Genomic DNA, 17,371 nt, shown 5'->3' on the forward strand with positions numbered 1-17,371 from the left:
CTCCGTTCAATGAATCGACGGCGCCGCGCTTCGGATCACCCTGCGAGGACGCCTCTTGAATCGCGATGTCGAAATACATGTGGTCGATACGCTCGAAGGCGTGAGCGCCGACGACTGGAACCGCCTCGCCGGCGACAATCCGTTCGTGCGTCACGCATTCCTCTCAGCGCTGCAGGACACGCGCTGCGCGATTGCGCGCACCGGCTGGCGCGCGCAGCATCTGCTGCTCAAGCGCGGCGGGCAACTCGCCGGCGCGATGCCGCTCTATCTGAAATCGCATTCGCGCGGCGAGTATGTCTTCGATCACGCCTGGGCCGACGCCTTCCAGCGCCACGGCATCCGCTACTACCCGAAGGCGCTGTCCGCGGTGCCGTTCTCGCCCGTCACCGGACCGCGCCTGATCGCGCCGAATCACGAGGACCGCGTGACGCTCGCGCGCGGTGCCATCGAATTGACGAAGCGTCTCGATCTTTCGTCGCTGCATGTGCTGTTTCCGCAGGCCGAGGACGTCGAAGCGCTGACGGAGGCCGGCTACATGCTGCGCGAAGGCGTGCAGTTCCACTGGGAGAACCTGCCCGGCGACGGCTACGAGAACTTCGCCGCCTTCCTCGCGACGATGAGCCACGACAAGCGCAAGAAGGTGAAGCAGGACCGCCGCCGCGTCGCCGATGCGGGCGTGACTTACACGTGGTTACGCGGCGCGCAGATCGACACCGCGGCGCTCGACTTCTTCTACGCGTGTTACGAGAACACCTACCGCGAGCACTGGAATCCGCCGTACCTGAGCCGCGAATTCTTCGCGCAGGTTCACGCGGCGGCGCCGGACAGCATGCTGCTCGTGATCGCGGAAGCGGACGGCGAGCGCCTCGCGTGCGCGCTCAACATGATTGGCGGCGACGTGATGTACGGACGTTACTGGGGCACGCGCGAGTTCATCTCCGGGCTGCACTTCGAGACGTGCTACATGCAGGGCATCGAATATTGCATCGAGCACGGGCTCGCGCGCTTCGAGGGCGGCGCGCAGGGCGTGCACAAGATGTCGCGCGGCATGTTGCCGACGCCGACGTGGTCCGCGCACTGGATCGCCGACCGGCGTTTTGCCCACGCGATCGGCGAATTTCTCGACGCCGAAACCGCCGCAATGGACCAGCACATCGAAGAACTGGAAGCGCATACGCCGTTCAGGAAGAAGACCTGAGGCACGCGCGAGGACGCAAAAGCCCCATGCGATAATCGTTTGCCTTCGAGCCCCGTTTCAGCGCTTCACACGACTCCCGACATGAAAACCCGAATTGCACTAGCCCAGATCAACGTCACGGTCGGCGATTTCGCCGGCAACGTCGCGAAAATCGTCGATGCCGCGCGCGCCGCGCATCGCGATGGTGCGAAGCTTCTGATCGCGCCCGAACTCGCGCTCTCGGGCTATCCGCCGGAAGACCTGCTGCTGCGTCCCGCGTTCTATCGCGCGAGCGCAGACGCGCTCGCTTCGCTCGCCGCGCAACTGAAGGCGTTCGCGGGCTTGCATGTGGTCGTCGGCCATCCGCATCGGGAGAACGACGGCGCGCCCGATCTGCCGATTGCGCGCGGCGTGCCGCCCGTCGATACGTTCAACGCGGCGTCGCTCATTGTCGACGGGGACATCGTCGGGACCTATCTGAAGCAGGATCTGCCGAACGCCGAAGTCTTCGACGAGAAGCGCTACTTCGCCTCCGATCCCAAGCCGTTCGTCTTCGATCTCGACGGCGTGCGCTATGGCGTCGTGATCTGCGAGGACGCGTGGCACGCGTCGGCGGCGCAGCTCGCGAAGGCGGCGGGCGCTCAGGTGCTGCTGATCCCCAACGGTTCGCCGTTTCATCTCGACAAGGAGTCGGTGCGCTACGACATCCTGCGCGCGCGCATCCGCGAGACCGGCCTGCCGATGGTCTACGTGAACCTCGTGGGCGGTCAGGACGAACTGATCTTCGACGGCGGCTCGTTCGTGCTCGATGCGAACGGCGCACTCGTCGCGAAGATGCCGCAATTCGAGGAAGCCGTGGGCTATGTCGAATTCGACGGCACCACGCCGGTGCAGGGCACGATCGCCGCGGACCTGTCGGTCGAGGCGCAGGTGTATCGCGCGCTCGTCGTCGGCGTGCACGACTACATCGGCAAGAACGGCTTTCCGGGCGTGATCATCGGCTTGTCGGGCGGCGTGGATTCGGCGCTGGTGCTGGCCGTCGCGTGCGATGCGCTTGGGCCCGATCGCGTGCGCGCGGTGATGATGCCCTCGCGCTACACCGCCGACATCTCCACGACGGACGCGCGCGACATGGCCGAACGCGTCGGCGTGAAATACGACGAGATCGCGATCGCGCCGATGTTCGAGGCGTTCCGCGGCGCGCTCGCGACGGAGTTCGAAGGCCGCGCCGAAGACGCGACCGAGGAGAACATCCAGGCGCGCATCCGGGGCACGCTCCTGATGGCGCTCTCGAACAAGTTCGGCTCGCTCGTGCTCACGACGGGCAACAAGAGCGAGATGGCGGTCGGCTACTGCACGCTCTACGGCGACATGGCGGGTGGTTTCGCGGTCATCAAGGACATCGCGAAGACGCTCGTGTACCGCGTCTGCCACTATCGCAACGGCACCGACGCATACGGCCGCCGCGACGTGATTCCGGAGCGCATCCTGACGCGCGCGCCGTCGGCGGAACTGCGCGAGAACCAGACCGACCAGGACAGCCTGCCGCCCTACGAAGTGCTCGACGCGATCATGCGCATGTACATGGAAGAGGACCGTTCGCTCGCGGAGATCGTCGCCGCCGGCTACGCGAGCGACGACGTGAAGCGCGTGACGCGGCTCATCAAGATCAACGAATACAAGCGCCGCCAGGCGCCTATCGGCATCCGCGTGACGCATCGCGCGTTCGGCCGCGACTGGCGTTATCCGATCACCTCGCGGTTTACCGAACCGCTGGCTTGATCAAAGACGTCTAGAATCAATTGCATCTGTCCTGAGTTCCGACCATCCGAAAGATTCACCGAAACGAGGCACGCCATGAAACGTATCACCGCAGTCATCAAACCGTTCAAGCTCGACGAAGTCCGCGAAGCGCTGGCCGAGGTCGGCCTGACGGGTCTGACGGTCACGGAAGTGAAGGGCTTCGGCCGCCAGAAGGGGCATACCGAGCTGTATCGCGGCGCGGAATACGTCGTCGATTTCCTGCCGAAAGTGAAGATCGAAGTCGTGGTCGCGAATGACCAGACCGATCGTGTCATCGACGCGATCATCGGCGCCGCGCGCACCGGCAAGATCGGCGACGGCAAGATTTTCGTCGCCGACGTCGAGCGCGTCATCCGCATCCGCACCGGCGAGGAGAACGAAGCGGCCGTCTGACGCCGTTCCTTTTTCTGTCCGCCTCATCGCCGGCCCGGCGCGTGCACCATTGCGGCGCGCGTCGCGAGCCGCGCATCATCCGGCGCCGTCGCGACGCGTGCCGACTCACTCCCGACGTTTTTTCGAACGACTGCGACCGGCACGGGTCCATGCGGTAACATCGCCGTCTCCGTATACTTTTTGTAAGGAATTGTGGATGCACCACGCGATCGGCTTCATTCAGGATCTGGCAGTGATCATGGCCATCGCGGGCGTCGTAACGGTGCTGTTCCATCGCCTGAAGCAGCCGGTCGTGCTCGGCTACATCGTGGCGGGTGTCATCATCGGGCCGTACACGCCGCCGTTCCAGCTGATCCACGACGAAGCCACGATCCAGACGCTCGGCGAACTCGGCGTGGTGTTCCTGATGTTTTCGCTCGGGCTGGAATTCAGCCTGCGCAAGCTCTTCAAGGTCGGTGCGACGGCGTTCGTCGCGGCGCTTTCCGAAATCGTGCTGATGATCTGGCTCGGCTACGAGATCGGCCGCTGGTTCGGCTGGAACGCGATGGATTCGCTGTTTCTGGGCGCGATGCTCGCCATCTCCTCGACGACGATCATCGTCAAGGCGCTCTCCGAACTCGGCATGAAAGGCGAGGGCTTCGCGCAACTCATTTTCGGCATCTTGATCGTCGAGGACATTCTCGCGATCGCGATGCTCGTGCTGCTGTCGGGCATCGCACAGACGGGTTCGGTGAGCGCGGGCGTCGCGTTCACGACGCTTGGGTCTTTGCTGCTCTTCATGACGGTCTCGCTCGTGGTCGGCATTCTGATCGTGCCACGCGCGCTCGATTACGTCGCGCGCGCGAAAAGCGACGAGATGCTGCTCGTCACCGTGCTCGGCTTCTGTTTCGGCTTTTGCCTGCTCGTCGTGAAGCTCGACTACAGCATCGCGCTCGGCGCGTTCCTGATCGGCGCGATCATGGCCGAGGCACGCAGCCTGCATCGCATCGAAAAGCTGATTGCGCCGGTGCGCGACATGTTCTCGGCGATCTTTTTCGTGACCATCGGCCTCCTGCTCAATCCGGCCGTGCTGATCGACTACGCGTGGCCGATCGCGGTGATCACCGTCGCGGTCGTGGTCGGCAAGATCGTGTCGTGCGGGCTCGGCACGTTCCTCGCGGGCAAGGACGGCCGCACGTCGATGCGCGTCGGCATGAGCGTCGCGCAGATCGGCGAGTTCTCGTTCATCATCGCGTCGCTCGGGTTGTCGCTGAAGGTGACGAGCCCTTTTCTCTATCCGATCGCGGTCGCCGTCTCCGCGCTGACGACGCTCTTCACGCCCTACCTGATCCGCGCTGCCGATCCGATCACGATGCGCCTCGCGCGCTCGATGCCCGTGCCGCTCGCCAACACGTTCGGGTTGTATTCGCAGTGGCTCGCGAGCATCGGCCCGGATTCGGGCGGGCCGACCCTCTTCAGCATGACGCGGCGGATCGTGGTGCAGATCGCCGTGAACCTCGCGCTCGTCGCCGCGATCTTCCTGGGCGCATCGTACTCGGCGCCGTACGCGACGGAGTATCTGTCGCGCTGGCTGCAAACCGACGACATGCAACGCGTCGTCTTGTGGAGCGCGGCGCTCGCTGTCTCCATGCCGTTTCTCGTCGCGGTCTATCGCAAGCTCGATTCGCTCGCGCTGTTGCTCGCCGAGGTGAGCGTGCAGCCGGCGAAGGCGGGGCGTTTCACGAGCGCGATCCGCTCGGCGATCTCCGGGCTGATTCCGATCGTCGCGATGTTCGGCGTGTTTTTGCTGGTGGCGGCGCTCTCGGGCGCGATCCTGCCGCCGTTCGGGCTGATGATCGCGGTCCTGCTTTGCGCGGCCCTGTTGCTCACGGTATTGTGGCGCTGGTGCGTGAAGATTCACGCGACGATGCAGATCGCATTGCGCGAGACCTTCGAGGAACCGCGCGATCATTCCTGATTCTCTTCTCAGGTTCTCGATTCGTTCAGTTCAAGCAATAATGTGAGCAATTGTTTGATGGTTTGCCGCGTCCGGACCAGAGGCGGATAATCAAATTCTGTCCATTCTCACAGCGCTTCATGCGCCTGAAACGGAATGAGCGAAAACAAAACGCCTGACGCCGGCCCCGCCGGCATTCAATCTTCTTCCGGCACCGCCGCATCGTCGGCCGGCGCCGACAGCAAAGCGGCTTCGTCCGCTGCATCTGCTACTGGCTCCCAGGCGAGCGCCGCCGAGCGCGCATCGACCGACCAGCCCGCGAGCGCCTCCAACGTCGAACCCGTCGACAAGGCCGCCGCCCAGCGCGCGGATGCGCGCGAGGCGCGGGCGTCGGCGGCGAGCGCGACGGCCGCGCAAGAGGCGGCCGCCCGCGCGGTCGGATCGACGTCGGCGAAGGCGAGTCTCGCGGCAAACGTCGAATCGGCGACCGAAGCCGAAGCCGCCCTCGCCGCCGGGGAAGGCGACACCATCGACATGCCCGCGACCACCGCATCGCCGCGCGCGCTGCCGCCGGAATTCAGCTCGACGCCCGACATCACCGCCGCCAACCCGCCGCCGCCGATTCCGCCCGAAGCGCAGGCGCCGCCCGCGTATCTGCGCAAGACGGATTCGGCGTGGTCGGTGTTCGGCCGCGTGATCGCGGCGCGCACGCGTCAGCTCTTCGATCGCGCCGGGCAGCGGATCACGCAGCGCACGTTGCGCATCGGCGTGTCGGCGCGGATCTTTCACCCGGAGCCGGGCGCGAAAGGCCTGCGCGGCAAGACGCTGCAATATCTGGAGGAATCGATCGCGCACTGGGTCATGTCGCGCGACGTGCTCGTGTTCATGATCCCGACGGTCGGCCATCAGGGCATGCTGCATCCGAGCAACATTCGTCTGCGCGACTACGCGAAGCATCTCGACGGCCTGCTGCTGCAAGGCGGCGCCGACGTCTCGCCGCAGTCCTACGAGGAAGCGGCGACGCGTCCCGAATGGCCCGGCGACCGAGTGCGCGACATGTACGAGCTGGAACTGCTGCACGAGTTCATCGAGTCGGGCAAGCCCGTGCTCGGCGTGTGCCGCGGCTGCCAGCTGATCAACGTCGCGTTCGGCGGGACGCTGTATCAGGACATCGCCACCGATGTTCCGACCGCGGGCATCCACGTCAACGAGCAATACGACCAGCACCGCCACTCGATCCGCTTTCCCGACGGCTCGACGCTCGCGAACATGTTTCCGGGACGCCGCGACGCCATCGTGAACTCGATCCACCACCAGGCGGTGCGGACCATCGGGCGCGATCTGAACATCGAAGCGGTGTCGGCGTCGGACGGGATCATCGAGGCCGTGCGCTACCGGCGCGCGCCGTTCGTGGTCGGCGTGCAGTGGCATCCGGAGTTCCATCGCGCGGGCGGCGAGGAATTGCTTGACTGCACGCCGCTCCTCGATACGTTCCTGCGCGTCGCGCGGGAAACGCGGTTCTAGCAACGCGATTGCAGCACCGTTGAAAAGCAGAAAGCCCGCTTGCATGCGGGCTTTCTGCTTTCCTGCGATCGGGAACGGAACGGCTCAGCGCTCCGACGCGCCGAGCGAAGGCAAGCCGGACTCCGTCTGACGCTGAAGCTGCTCGACCTGCAACTGCAACGCGCGCAACTTGCGTTCGGCTGTGAGCTTGTCGCCCTGAAGCGTCGCCGATTCCGCCTGCAACTGCTGCTGCCGCTGCGAGACTTCGTTGTCCTGCGCCCGCGCGATCGACAGATCGGCGGAAAGGCGTTTCGCGCGGTCGTCGGAGACGGCGATCACGCGTTCCAGCAGCGCCTTCTGCGCCTGCAACTGCATGCGGCGAATCTCGTTTTCCGCCAGATCGTAGCTCTTGCGCGCGAACTGGGCGTAGACCGTATCGGCGCGGACGTCGTCCTGGGTCTTCACGACGCGCCAGAAGCGCTTGTCCTGAAAGAGCGCGACGTAATACACCATCTCCTGCGGATAGAAGAAGAGCGTCGCGCCGTAGCTGCCGTTGTAGGTCGTCCGCAGTTCGGTGAGCTGTCCGGTCGGCACCATCTGCCTGAGTTCCGCGACGTTGCCCTGCGCCTGTGACGGGGAGAGCGCGTCGGAGAGATCGTCGACGTCGCCGGCCGGGAGCGCCGCGGGTTTCGGCGCTGTCGCGGCGCTTGCCGGGCGGGGCGCCGCGAGCAATTCGAGCGCATGCGCGGCGGGCGCGAGCGCACCGCAAAAGGCGAAGGCGACGGCAAGCGCCGCGTGCCGCAAATGAAGGGTAGACGTCATGGTGGCCTGGCGCCGAAAAAGTGGATGAAGCGAATGAAGGCGCGCTCGCGAGGCGGGCCGGGCGAGCGCGGATAAAAACCGTGGGCGGATCACTTCATGAACTCGCCGGGCGCATCGGTGACGCGCTGCTTCGACAACTGCACGCCGGCGCTCGACGCGTTGCCCGCCTGCGCACGGCCGCGCGGTCCGGAACGGGCGAGCGAACTGTTGTCGTCGAGGGTGGGCGAATGCTGGAGCATGTCGTACATCTCGGCGACGCTCATCGTGCGACTCGCCGGCGGCGCGGCCGGTTTGTCATCCTGATGCACGACGACCGGCACGGCCGCGCGACGGCTGATGCGAGTCGCGTCCGCTTGCGCGTCGCGCGTCGCGGTGAGCCGATCGTGGGCGACGGCGCGCGCCGAATTCGCCGATGCATCAGCGACGCGCCGCTTGCCGCGATGCTGATCGACGCTGGCTTCGCGCGTCGCGCGCAGCGACTTCGTCGTGACATGCGATGGCGCGGGATAGACCTCGCTCGCTTTCGAGTGCGCCGCTGCGGTTTTGACTTCGCTCTTCGCCGCGATTTTCGAAGACTTTGGCAAGGCGCGGGCCCGGCTCGACGTCTTGCTGGAAAGCGACGGCACAGCGGACACGACATCGCGCGCGACGCTATTCGTGGCCTTCGCGGCGACCGGATCGGTCGCGGCCGGGAACGCGCGCGCGACGACCGGGCCTGCGCTTGCAGCAGCCATATGAAGCGCGCTTGCCGCACTGGCCGGAGCCGCGCTCACCGAAACAACCGGCGTGGCGCTTGGCGGCGCGGCATGCTCCGCAACGACCGGTGCAGCTTGCGTGGCCGGCGTGATCGCCTGCGGCTGCTCGTCGCGCTTCGGGCCGTGCTCGGTGCCGAACATGAGCCACGCGAGAGCGCCGGCGCTCGCAAGCGCGATCGCGCCTCCCGCGAGCTTCCTGCTGGCGACGCGCTTGACTGGAGGAATCGCAGAGGGGGCCGCCACGCCCGACGTGGTCGATTCGAATGGGACCGGCGACGGAGCCGCGCCCCCGGTGAGGCGCCCCAGGAGCGCGTCGAAGTCCGGGCGGGAGAGGTTGTGCCAGAGACTGGCGGGCGTGTACGAGGAAGTGGCGTCGCGGATCGTCAGCGCGCTGACATAAGCGGTCAGCAGCCTGGCGGCGTAGAACGGCACCTCGTACTCGGAGAACACGGGCCGCGCATGAACCGCCATCCATTCGCGCCCGAAGGACGCGGCCTGATTGGCGAGTGGGTACAAGGTGGGCAAAAGCAGATCGCCTTGTACATCGATCATGGGAGCGGTCATGGGTCTTCTCGGGTCCGAATTCGTGCGTCTTGAGTGCTCATCTTTTCATCGAGCAACCTGCACGTGCTAGCCAGATGGCTATGTGCCAGACACGGGTATCGGATGCGCAATACCCGGAGCAGCGACGAAAGCCCGGCGATCATACGGACCGGCGAAGTCGAAAACGATAAGAATTGTCCGATTTAACTTTTTAACAAACGGCTCGGCTTGACACGCTTCAGTCGATGCGATAAACGCGGCGCCCGTCTCATTCCAGCGCGAACACATAGACGAGAGACACGACGCCGATGCCGCCCATGCGATCGTCCTCGCGTGCGGCGAAGCGCCAGCCGCGCGATTCGTAGAAGCCGATCGCGGCCTGATTGCCTTCGAGCACCGACAGATGCAGCCGGCGCGCGCCGCGTTCCCGCGCCCACGCCTGTGCGGCGGCGAGCATGGCCGTGCCCGCGCCGGCGCCCTTGAATCCCGGCAGCGCATGGAGGTTGTCCACGAGAACGCTGCCGTTGGCGTCGGGATCGACGAGGCAGACGAAACCGACCGGCGCGCCGTCCAGTTCCGCGATCCACGCGATGCCTTCGCCCGCATCGATCTCTTCCATGCGTTTTATCCAGTGCGCCGTGCGCTCCGCCGGCGCTTCGTTGTCGAGGAACGTGTCGGGCAAGATGCCGCGATACGTCGCCGCCCAGCTTTGCGCGTGCATCTGTGCGATCAGCGCAGCGTCAGTGTGCGTCGCCTTGCGAAGACGTAAGAAATCAGCTTTTGGCGTATGCTTGAAGATAGACGTATGCAAGGCAATTTTAAAGTAAAAATGATCGAAATTAGCCGACGTTGAGGCGCGCGCAATCCGCTTGGCGGCGTTAATATTGGGCGTTCCCGGATTTCAAAAGTCCTACGGGAAAACCCTTATGTCGGCAGCCGGTGCTGCCACCGTCGACAGCGCTCGGCGGCGGCTCGTTTTCAGCAAGCACCGGCGCCGGGCCCAATCGAGAGAGTCATGTCCACGTCACACCCCATTCCCGCCAACGAGTCCAAGTTCAAGACGGTGTTTCGCGTCGTCAGCGGTAACTTTCTTGAAATGTACGACTTCATGGTCTACGGCTACTACGCCTCGGCGATCGCCAAGACCTATTTTCCGAGCGGCGACGAGTTCGCCTCGCTGATGCTCGCGCTGTCCGTGTTCGGCGCGGGCTTCCTGATGCGGCCGGTCGGCGCCATCGTGCTCGGCGCGTATATCGACCACCACGGCCGGCGCAAGGGCCTCATCCTCACGCTCACGCTGATGGCGATCGGCACCGCGTGCGTCGCGCTCGTGCCGGGCTACGCGACGATCGGCGCGCTCGCGCCGATCATCGTGCTCGGCGGGCGTCTGCTGCAGGGCTTTTCGGCGGGCGTCGAACTCGGCGGCGTGTCGGTGTACCTGTCGGAGATCGCGACGAAGGGCAACAAGGGCTTCTATTGCTCGTGGCAGTCGGGCAGCCAGCAGGTCGCGGTCGTGTTCGCCGCGCTGATCGGCGTGATCATGAACCGCGTGCTGCCGCCCGAGCAGATGACCGCGTGGGGCTGGCGCGTGCCATTCCTGATCGGCTGCCTGATCGTGCCGTTTCTCTTCATCATTCGCCGCTCGTTGCGCGAAACCGACGAGTTCCTCGCCCGCAAGCATCGTCCGAGCATGGGCGAGATCGCGAAGTCGATGGTGCAGAACTGGAACATCGTGATCGCGGGGATGGGCATGGTCATCATGACGACCGTGTCGTTCTACATGATCACCGCCTACACGCCGACGTTCGGCAAGGAAGTGCTGAAGATGTCGGCGATCGACACGCTCGTCGTGACGGTGTGCGTCGGCTTGTCGAATCTCGTGTGGCTGCCCGTGATGGGCGCGGTGTCCGATCGCATCGGCCGTCGTCCGGTGCTGCTCGTCTTCACGATCCTCACGATCCTGACGTCGTATCCGGCCGTGCAGTGGCTCGTCGCGGACCCGTCGTTCCTGCGTCTGCTCGGCGTCGAACTGTGGCTCTCGTTCCTCTACGGCAGCTACAACGGCGCGATGGTCGTGGCGCTGACCGAAGTCATGCCGGTCGACGTGCGCACCACGGGCTTCTCGATGGCCTACAGCCTCGCGACGACCATCGGCGGCTTCACCCCTGCGATCTCGACGTACCTGATCCACGCAACCGGCAACAAGGCGGCGCCGGGCCTGTGGATGGGGCTCGCGGCGATCTGCGGCCTGGTCGCGACGCTCGTGCTGTACCGCTCGCCCGAGGCGCGCAACCAGTACAAGACGGCGTAACGTTCGCGCCGGCGACGACCCCTCGCGCCCATCGGGCGCGAGGGGTTTTTTCATGCGTCGCGCACCGCCGCCGCGACCTGCGCGACGACGTCCGCCCACGCACCGGGCGCGCTCTGTCGATAAAGCCGCGCCTTCGGATACCACGCGCTCGACGGGGTATCGATGCCCCAGCGCCAGTCAGCGGCATGCGGCAGCATCAGCCAGAGCGGCTTGCCGAGCGCGCCGGCCAGATGCGCGACCGACGTATCCACCGACACCACGCCATCCAGCCGGTCCACGATCGCACCGGTATCGGCGAAATTGCCGAGCCTGCCGTCGAGCCGGTGAATCGAATGCGCGTGGGGATGCGCATCGAGCGCGGCGCGTTCCTCGCCCGTGAGGACCGGCTGCAGCGCGATCCAGTCGATGCCTTCGAGCGCGAAAAGCGGATCGAGCAGCGCGAGCGATATCGAACGCGTCTCGCCCGGTTGCAGCCGCCCCGACCACGCGATGCCGATCTTGCGTTTCGCCTGTCCGCCGATCGACCCGCGCCACTTGCGCCGGTACGCCGCCGCAATCACGAGATACGGCGTGCGGGCGGGCATCGATTCGAGCGTCGTCATGCCGAGCGCGAGCGGCAGGCTCATCAGCGGACAGAACGCGTCGGCTTTCGCAGGGGAATCGGCGCTGCTCGCGAGTTCGATCCGCGCCGCCTGCGCCGCGGGTGCGAGCAGCGGCAGGAGCGCGGGCTGCACCTGCAAGACGAGACGCCCGACGCGCTTCGCGGCGAACGGCGCGAAGCGCATGAACTGCAGCGTGTCGCCGAAGCCCTGCTCGCCGCGCACGAGCAGCGTGCGGCCGGGCATCGGTTCGCCATTCCAGCGCGGCAGCGGTGGCGCTTTTTCCGCGCCGGGCGTGGCGAGGCGCCATTCGTAGGCGGGCAGGCCGCGCGCATAGTCGCCCAGGGCGAGCAGCGCGAGCGCGCGGTTCAGGTGCGCGGCCGGTTGCTCGCGATCGAGGCGCAGCGCCTGATCGAACGCGCGGATCGCCGCCGGATGATGGCCGAGCGCGAGATGCGCATTGCCGAGTTGCAGCCACGCGACGCCATACTTCGGATCGAGTCCGACCGCGCGCTCGAAGCGCGGCAGCGCTTCCTCGTAACGGCCGAGCGCGGCGAACGCATGCCCGAGCGCGAAATGTCCCGGCGCGAACTGCGGCTGCATGCGGATCGTCGTCGCGAGCGCCTCGATGGCTTGGGCGGGCTCGCCCGCCGCATCGAGCAGATTGCCGAGGTTGAAATGCGCGGCGACGTAATTCGGCTCGGCATCGATGGCGGCGCGAAACTGCGCGATCGCGCCGTCGCGGTCGCCGAGTGCGTTGAGCGCCATGCCGAGATTGTTGTGCGCGCCCGCGTGACGCGGACGCAGCGCGAGCGCGCGGCGAAACGCCTTCGCGGCATCGTCGAAACGGGAGAGCGCGGCGAGCGCGTTGCCGAAGTTGTTCCATGCCGCGGCGTCGCCGGGTTGCAGGCGCAGCGTTTTTTCGAACGCATCGGCGGCGTCTTCGTGACGGCCCACCGCCGTGTAGGCGTTGCCGAGGTTGTACTGCGCGAGCGTGAAACCCGGCTTCAGCGTGAGCGCGTTGCGAAAGCGCTCGATGGCGTCGTCGATGCGTCCGAGCGCCTTCAGCGCATTGCCGAGATTGAGCTGAAGCCCCGCGTCGGACGGACGCAGGTCCACCGCGCGGCGCACGAGCTCGGCCGCTTCCGCGTGCTGGCCTTGCTGGTGGCGCAGCACGCCGAGCAGATGCAAGGCGTCGACGTGGCGAGGTTCGGCGGCGATCGCGGCCTGATAGTCGCGTTCCGCTTCGGTCAGGCGGCCGTCACGATGGGCCGCGAAACCGCGGGCAAATACAGTGTCCATGACGGGAAAAGAATGCAAACGCCGCATTTTCCCACATCGGCGATGCCGGTCCGCAAGATTGACAGACCGCGTGGCGAATCTATAACATATGAACACGTATTCACATGTTATGGGATGAAGGGCACCGTGGGCTCGATCTTCACCGCTTCCGACGACCGCGTGGTTCCGCTCGCGGATCTCTTTCGACTGCTCGGCGATCCGACGCGCCTGCGTATCGTGCTCGCGTGCGTCGACGAGAAGCGCGCGGTGGGCGCGATCGCGGAGACGCTCGGCTTGTCGGGCTCGCTCGTGAGCCATCACTTGCGCCTGTTGCGGGCTGCGCGCGTCGTGCGGGCCGAACGGCAGGGCAAGCAGGTCTTCTATCTCGCGGCCGACCGTCACATCAGCACAATGATCGGTGAACTGCTCGAACACGTCGCCGAGCCGCAGGCCGATTTCCGACCGGACAACGAGTCATGAACACGCACACGCACGACCACCACGGGCATTCCCAGGATCACGATCACGATCACGGCCACGGCGGCCACCATCATCACCACGCGCCGCAAAAAGGCCAGGGCCGCGTCTTCGCGCTCGCGGTCGGGTTGAACATGGTGATCGTGGTCGTGCAGGGCATCTACGGTTTCCTTGCCCATTCGACCGCGCTGCTCGCCGACGCCGGCCACAATCTCTCCGACGTCCTCGGCCTTCTGCTCGCCTGGGGCGCGGTGTGGCTCGGCACGCGCCAGCCGTCGCAGCGCTATACCTTCGGCCTCGGCAGTTCGTCGATTCTCGCCTCGCTCGCGAATGCCGCGCTCCTGCTGTTCGCGTGCGGCGCGATCGCGCTCGAAGCGATCCAGCGGCTTCTGAACCCGGCGCCCGTCGCGGGCTTCGACGTGTTCGTGGTCGCGACGCTCGGCCTCGTCGTGAACGGCTTCTCGGCGTGGCTCTTCATGCGCGGCAGCAAGGAAGACCTGAACGTGCGCGGCGCCTTCCTGCACATGGCCGCCGACGCCGCGATCTCCGCCGCCGTCGCCGTGAGCGGCCTCGTGATCCTGTACACGGGCGCAAGCTGGATCGATCCGCTGATGAGCCTCGTCGTGGTCGCGGTGATCGTCTACGGCACCTGGGGCCTCGGGCGCGACGCGATGCGCCTCGCGATGGCGGCCGTGCCGCCTTCAGTCGACATGCCGCGCATCCGGCAATACCTGGCGGAGATTCCGGGCGTCGACGACGTGCACGACCTTCACGTGTGGGCGCTCTCGACGACCGAAAATGCCATGACCGCGCATCTGGTGATGTCGAAGGGCCATCCCGGCGATGCGTTCGTCGACGGCATCGTGAACACGTTGCGCGCCGACTACGCGATGCATCATGCGACGCTGCAGGTCGAGCTCGGGACGACGCATCACCGTTGTGCGCTGCAAGCCCGCGCGTAAGGGTGCGGCCACACAGCGAGGCTTCCCTCAGCCGAAACAGGGCACGCGCGGCGTACACTTGAGGACGTGATGATTCAGGGAGGAGTGCATGTTCGCGCCAAAGGTGAATCCCCACGACAAGCTCGATGTGGCGCCGGTCCTGATCGTCGGCGCGGGCCCGACGGGTCTCGCCGCCGCGATGAGTCTCGCCCGCGCGCACATTCCGGTGCGGCTCGTCGACCGCGCCCGCGAGCCGTCCCCGTATTCACGCGCGATCGGCATCCAGGCGCGCACGCTCGAACTCCTCGAGCAGCATCGCATCGCGCAGCCGTTCCTCGAACTCGGCCATCGCGCGCGCGTCGCGAATCTCTACTCGAACGGCCAGCGGCTCGCGCGGCTCGATTTCGATCCGCTCCAGACACGCTATCCGTATCTGCTGTTTCTCGACCAGTCTCAAACCGAGCGGCTGCTCACCGAGCATCTGAAGACCTTCGGCGTGTGGATCGAACGCGGCGTCGAGCTCACCGATTTTTCGCAGGGCGCGGCGGGCGTGCAGGCGACGTTGCGTCACGCGAACGGGCGCGACGAACTGTTGCGTCCGTCGTACATGATTGCCTGCGACGGCGCGCACAGCATGGTGCGGCATCGGCTCGACATCGGCTTTACCGGCAAGACCTTCGAGCAGACCTTCCTGCTCGCGGACCTGCAGGCCGACTCCGACTGGCCCGACGACGAGTTCCACATCTTCGCGTCGGGCGCCGGGCTTGCCGCGCTCTTCCCGATGGGCGACGGCCGCGCGCGCCTGATCGCCGACCTGCATTCGCCGCCCGAGTCCGACCACGGTCCGTCGCTCGACGACTGCCGCGCGATCGTCGAGCGGCGTATCCATCATCGGGTGACGCTGTCGGACATCGGCTGGTCGTCGTATTTCCGGCTCAACAGCCGCATGGTCGACCGGCTGCGCGTGGACCGCATCTTCCTCGCCGGCGACGCGGCGCACGTGCACAGCCCCGCCGGCGCGCAGGGCATGAACACGGGCATTCAGGAGGCGCTCAATCTCGGCTGGAAGATCGCGCGCATGCTGTCGGGCGGCGCGTCGGACCGGCTGCTCGACAGCTATCACACCGAGCGCCATCCGATCGAGCGCGACGTGCTGCGCCAGTCGAGCATGCTCACGCAGATGGCGGAGGCCGAGCACGGTCCGATGAAGCTGATGCGCGATCACGTGATGCCCGCGCTTGCCGCGATCGGCCCGTTACGCGACGCGATGCGGCGCACGGTGAGCGAGTTGTCGATCCAGTACCGGCGCTCGCCGCTCACGCTGGAGCGTCTGCTCGACGGCGGTCCGCGCGCGGGCGAGCGCGCGCCGGATGCGCGGGTGCATGTGCTCGACGGGCCGCTCGGTCGTGCGCCCGGCTTCTGCTGTCTCTACGACCTGCACGATCCGGCGTATTTCTCGCTCTTTTTGCTGATCACCCCGGAAGGCGCCGACGACATCGCGCTTGCGCCTGCCACCATTACGGTTGCGCACGCGATGCGCGATCCCGATCTGAACGGGCTCGCGGAACAGGTGGAGAGGGTGTTGCCCAACGCCGTGCGCGTGTGGCGCATCACCGACATCATGCAAGGCGAGGGCGCGCAATCGCTGACGGACAACTACGGACGCACGCGGCCGTCGTTCTATCTGGTGCGCCCGGACGGCTACATCGCGACGCGCGGACGGGCGCCGTCGGATGTGCATGGACTGTTGCGTCACTGCGAGACGTGGTTCAGCGCGAACGCGAGTGCCGGGGATGAACCGGCGGAGCCGCCGTATCGGGAAGATTAGCCGCGCGCCTCGGCGACGCCGTTCGCGACGCGCTTGACTATCGTGATCGCCGAAAGCGCCACGAGCGCGAGCCACAGCCACGAAGCGGCTGGCGCGACCGGCAGTCCCGCGCCGATCCACAAGCCGAGCGCGCCGATCACGACCGCGCGGTCGCTCTTGCCGAGCGGGCCGTCGTAGCGGCGGCTCGCGCCGGCGAGCGGCCCAATCAGCCCGGCGCATTCCACCAGCAGCGCCGCCATCGCGAAGAGCCAGATATCGGCGGCGCGAAACGCCGGAATCGCGAGGAAGGGCAGGGTCAGCGCGATGTCGGAGACGACATCGCCGAGTTCGTTGTAGTACGCGCCGAGCGCGCTCTTCTGGCCGAACTCGCGCGCAAGCATTCCGTCGATCGCGTTGAACGCCATGCGCAGAAAGAGCCACACGGGCAAGAGCAGAAAGAGCCGCTGCATCGGGAAACCGAATCCGGCGATCAGCCCGACCAGAATGGACCCGAGCGCCGCGGAGATCGTGATCTGATTCGCCGTGACGCCCGCGTGCGCGAGCTTGCACGTGACGGGCCGCAGCAGGTTCTGAAACTTCGGCTTCAGCGAGTACACGCTCATCGCGACTTCTCTTCTCGATTGTTTGATTAGCTGGACTTGCGATCGTGCAACGCCTCGCGAGCCAGGAAGGCGGCGCCGATCTTAGCAGCTTATCGGGTCAACTTATCGGGTCAACTTATCGGGTCAACTTATCGGGTCAACTTATCGGGTCAACTTATCGGGTCAACTTATCGGGACAACTTATCGGGCTCCTTTCGAGCGCCTGCGGCGTTCTTCTCGCGGCCGCTTCCGGGCGGTCTTTGTCAACCATTGTTAAGTGCTTGGCCGTCGCGCGCGCGGGGCGCCCAATCCCCGTACGTCTGTGGCCGTTTCGGACCGCGTTGGCGCCCACGCGCCCGCTAGTGCGGCGCGGCAAAAATGGTGATAATGCCGCGGGCACGAGAACCCCGATGAAGCCGGG

At 66.1% G+C, this 17,371-nt stretch carries 14 protein-coding genes; 9 read left to right on the forward strand and 5 right to left on the reverse strand.

The annotated features are described in order from the left end of the window. Window positions 1–55: 55 nt before the first annotated feature. From AWB66_RS24205 to AWB66_RS24225, 5 genes are all read left to right on the forward strand, one after another. Complete coding sequence (locus AWB66_RS24205; RefSeq protein WP_087632627.1) at window positions 56–1,198, forward strand: GNAT family N-acetyltransferase; 1,143 nt, start codon at window positions 56–58, stop codon at window positions 1,196–1,198. 81 nt (window positions 1,199–1,279) lie between these two features. Continuing rightward, window positions 1,280–2,959 (forward strand): NAD+ synthase, encoded by a 1,680-nt coding sequence (locus AWB66_RS24210; RefSeq protein ID WP_087632628.1) that lies wholly within the window; start codon window positions 1,280–1,282, stop codon window positions 2,957–2,959. Window positions 2,960–3,034: 75 nt separating this feature from the next. After that, complete coding sequence (locus AWB66_RS24215) at window positions 3,035–3,373, forward strand: P-II family nitrogen regulator (RefSeq protein ID WP_087632629.1); 339 nt, start codon at window positions 3,035–3,037, stop codon at window positions 3,371–3,373. A 196-nt stretch (window positions 3,374–3,569) separates the two neighbouring features. Continuing rightward, entirely contained in the window at window positions 3,570–5,330 is a 1,761-nt protein-coding gene (locus AWB66_RS24220; protein WP_087632630.1) for a cation:proton antiporter, read from the forward strand. Between the two features lie 135 nt (window positions 5,331–5,465). Further along, window positions 5,466–6,833, forward strand: coding sequence for a gamma-glutamyl-gamma-aminobutyrate hydrolase family protein (locus AWB66_RS24225; protein ID WP_087632631.1), 1,368 nt, complete (start codon window positions 5,466–5,468; stop codon window positions 6,831–6,833). A gap of 84 nt (window positions 6,834–6,917) precedes the next feature. Here AWB66_RS24225 and AWB66_RS24230 read toward each other — a convergent pair whose 3' ends face one another. From AWB66_RS24230 to AWB66_RS24240, 3 genes are all read right to left on the reverse strand, one after another. Then, window positions 6,918–7,634, reverse strand: a complete 717-nt coding sequence (locus AWB66_RS24230; protein WP_087632632.1) for a DUF2968 domain-containing protein — start codon at window positions 7,632–7,634, stop codon at window positions 6,918–6,920. Window positions 7,635–7,723: 89 nt separating this feature from the next. Then, a complete protein-coding gene (locus tag AWB66_RS33765) occupies window positions 7,724–8,953 on the reverse strand; it encodes a hypothetical protein (protein WP_159462933.1) in 1,230 nt (409 codons plus the stop codon). A 247-nt stretch (window positions 8,954–9,200) separates the two neighbouring features. Then, entirely contained in the window at window positions 9,201–9,743 is a 543-nt protein-coding gene (locus tag AWB66_RS24240) for a GNAT family N-acetyltransferase (protein WP_327355266.1), read from the reverse strand. Between the two features lie 204 nt (window positions 9,744–9,947). On the opposite strand from AWB66_RS24240, the gene tcuC reads away from it, so the two are divergent. After that, complete coding sequence (gene tcuC, locus AWB66_RS24245; RefSeq protein ID WP_087632634.1) at window positions 9,948–11,243, forward strand: MFS transporter; 1,296 nt, start codon at window positions 9,948–9,950, stop codon at window positions 11,241–11,243. A 50-nt stretch (window positions 11,244–11,293) separates the two neighbouring features. On the opposite strand, the gene AWB66_RS24250 is transcribed toward tcuC, so the two are convergent. Further along, window positions 11,294–13,144 (reverse strand): tetratricopeptide repeat protein, encoded by a 1,851-nt coding sequence (locus tag AWB66_RS24250; RefSeq protein WP_087632635.1) that lies wholly within the window; start codon window positions 13,142–13,144, stop codon window positions 11,294–11,296. Between the two features lie 114 nt (window positions 13,145–13,258). On the opposite strand from AWB66_RS24250, the gene AWB66_RS24255 reads away from it, so the two are divergent. The 3 genes from AWB66_RS24255 to AWB66_RS24265 all read left to right on the forward strand — a co-directional run bounded on the left by AWB66_RS24255 (window position 13,259) and on the right by AWB66_RS24265 (window position 16,369). Further along, a complete protein-coding gene (locus tag AWB66_RS24255) occupies window positions 13,259–13,603 on the forward strand; it encodes an ArsR/SmtB family transcription factor (RefSeq protein ID WP_087632636.1) in 345 nt (114 codons plus the stop codon). Further along, the gene (locus tag AWB66_RS24260; RefSeq protein WP_087632637.1) at window positions 13,600–14,562 is read left to right on the forward strand and encodes a cation diffusion facilitator family transporter; all 963 of its coding nucleotides are present in this window, start codon (window positions 13,600–13,602) and stop codon (window positions 14,560–14,562) included. Before AWB66_RS24255 ends, AWB66_RS24260 begins: the two co-directional genes overlap by 4 nt. Before the next feature lie 88 nt (window positions 14,563–14,650). Continuing rightward, window positions 14,651–16,369 (forward strand): FAD-dependent monooxygenase, encoded by a 1,719-nt coding sequence (locus tag AWB66_RS24265; RefSeq protein ID WP_087632638.1) that lies wholly within the window; start codon window positions 14,651–14,653, stop codon window positions 16,367–16,369. On the opposite strand, the gene AWB66_RS24270 is transcribed toward AWB66_RS24265, so the two are convergent. Next, entirely contained in the window at window positions 16,366–16,971 is a 606-nt protein-coding gene (locus tag AWB66_RS24270; RefSeq protein ID WP_087632639.1) for a CDP-alcohol phosphatidyltransferase family protein, read from the reverse strand. The two genes, AWB66_RS24265 and AWB66_RS24270, sit on opposite strands and share 4 nt — an antisense overlap. Window positions 16,972–17,371: the final 400 nt, after the last annotated feature.

The sequence above is a fragment of the Caballeronia telluris genome, assembly GCF_001544495.1.
GTDB classification, from domain to species: Bacteria; Pseudomonadota; Gammaproteobacteria; order Burkholderiales; family Burkholderiaceae; genus Caballeronia; species Caballeronia telluris.

Excerpts from the sequence above, each read along its gene's own strand:
- AWB66_RS24225 (WP_087632631.1), top strand. The coding sequence starts at position 5,466 with ATGAGCGAAAACAAAACGCCTGACGCCGGCCCCGCCGGCATTCAATCT.
- AWB66_RS24230 (WP_087632632.1), bottom strand. The coding sequence starts at position 7,634 with ATGACGTCTACCCTTCATTTGCGGCACGCGGCGCTTGCCGTCGCCTTC.
- AWB66_RS24255 (WP_087632636.1), top strand. The coding sequence starts at position 13,259 with ATGAAGGGCACCGTGGGCTCGATCTTCACCGCTTCCGACGACCGCGTG.
- AWB66_RS24260 (WP_087632637.1), top strand. The coding sequence starts at position 13,600 with ATGAACACGCACACGCACGACCACCACGGGCATTCCCAGGATCACGAT.
- AWB66_RS24220 (WP_087632630.1), top strand. The coding sequence starts at position 3,570 with ATGCACCACGCGATCGGCTTCATTCAGGATCTGGCAGTGATCATGGCC.
- AWB66_RS24210 (WP_087632628.1), top strand. The coding sequence starts at position 1,280 with ATGAAAACCCGAATTGCACTAGCCCAGATCAACGTCACGGTCGGCGAT.
- AWB66_RS24265 (WP_087632638.1), top strand. The coding sequence starts at position 14,651 with ATGTTCGCGCCAAAGGTGAATCCCCACGACAAGCTCGATGTGGCGCCG.
- AWB66_RS33765 (WP_159462933.1), bottom strand. The coding sequence starts at position 8,953 with ATGACCGCTCCCATGATCGATGTACAAGGCGATCTGCTTTTGCCCACC.
- tcuC (WP_087632634.1), top strand. The coding sequence starts at position 9,948 with ATGTCCACGTCACACCCCATTCCCGCCAACGAGTCCAAGTTCAAGACG.
- AWB66_RS24215 (WP_087632629.1), top strand. The coding sequence starts at position 3,035 with ATGAAACGTATCACCGCAGTCATCAAACCGTTCAAGCTCGACGAAGTC.
- AWB66_RS24270 (WP_087632639.1), bottom strand. The coding sequence starts at position 16,971 with ATGAGCGTGTACTCGCTGAAGCCGAAGTTTCAGAACCTGCTGCGGCCC.
- AWB66_RS24250 (WP_087632635.1), bottom strand. The coding sequence starts at position 13,144 with ATGGACACTGTATTTGCCCGCGGTTTCGCGGCCCATCGTGACGGCCGC.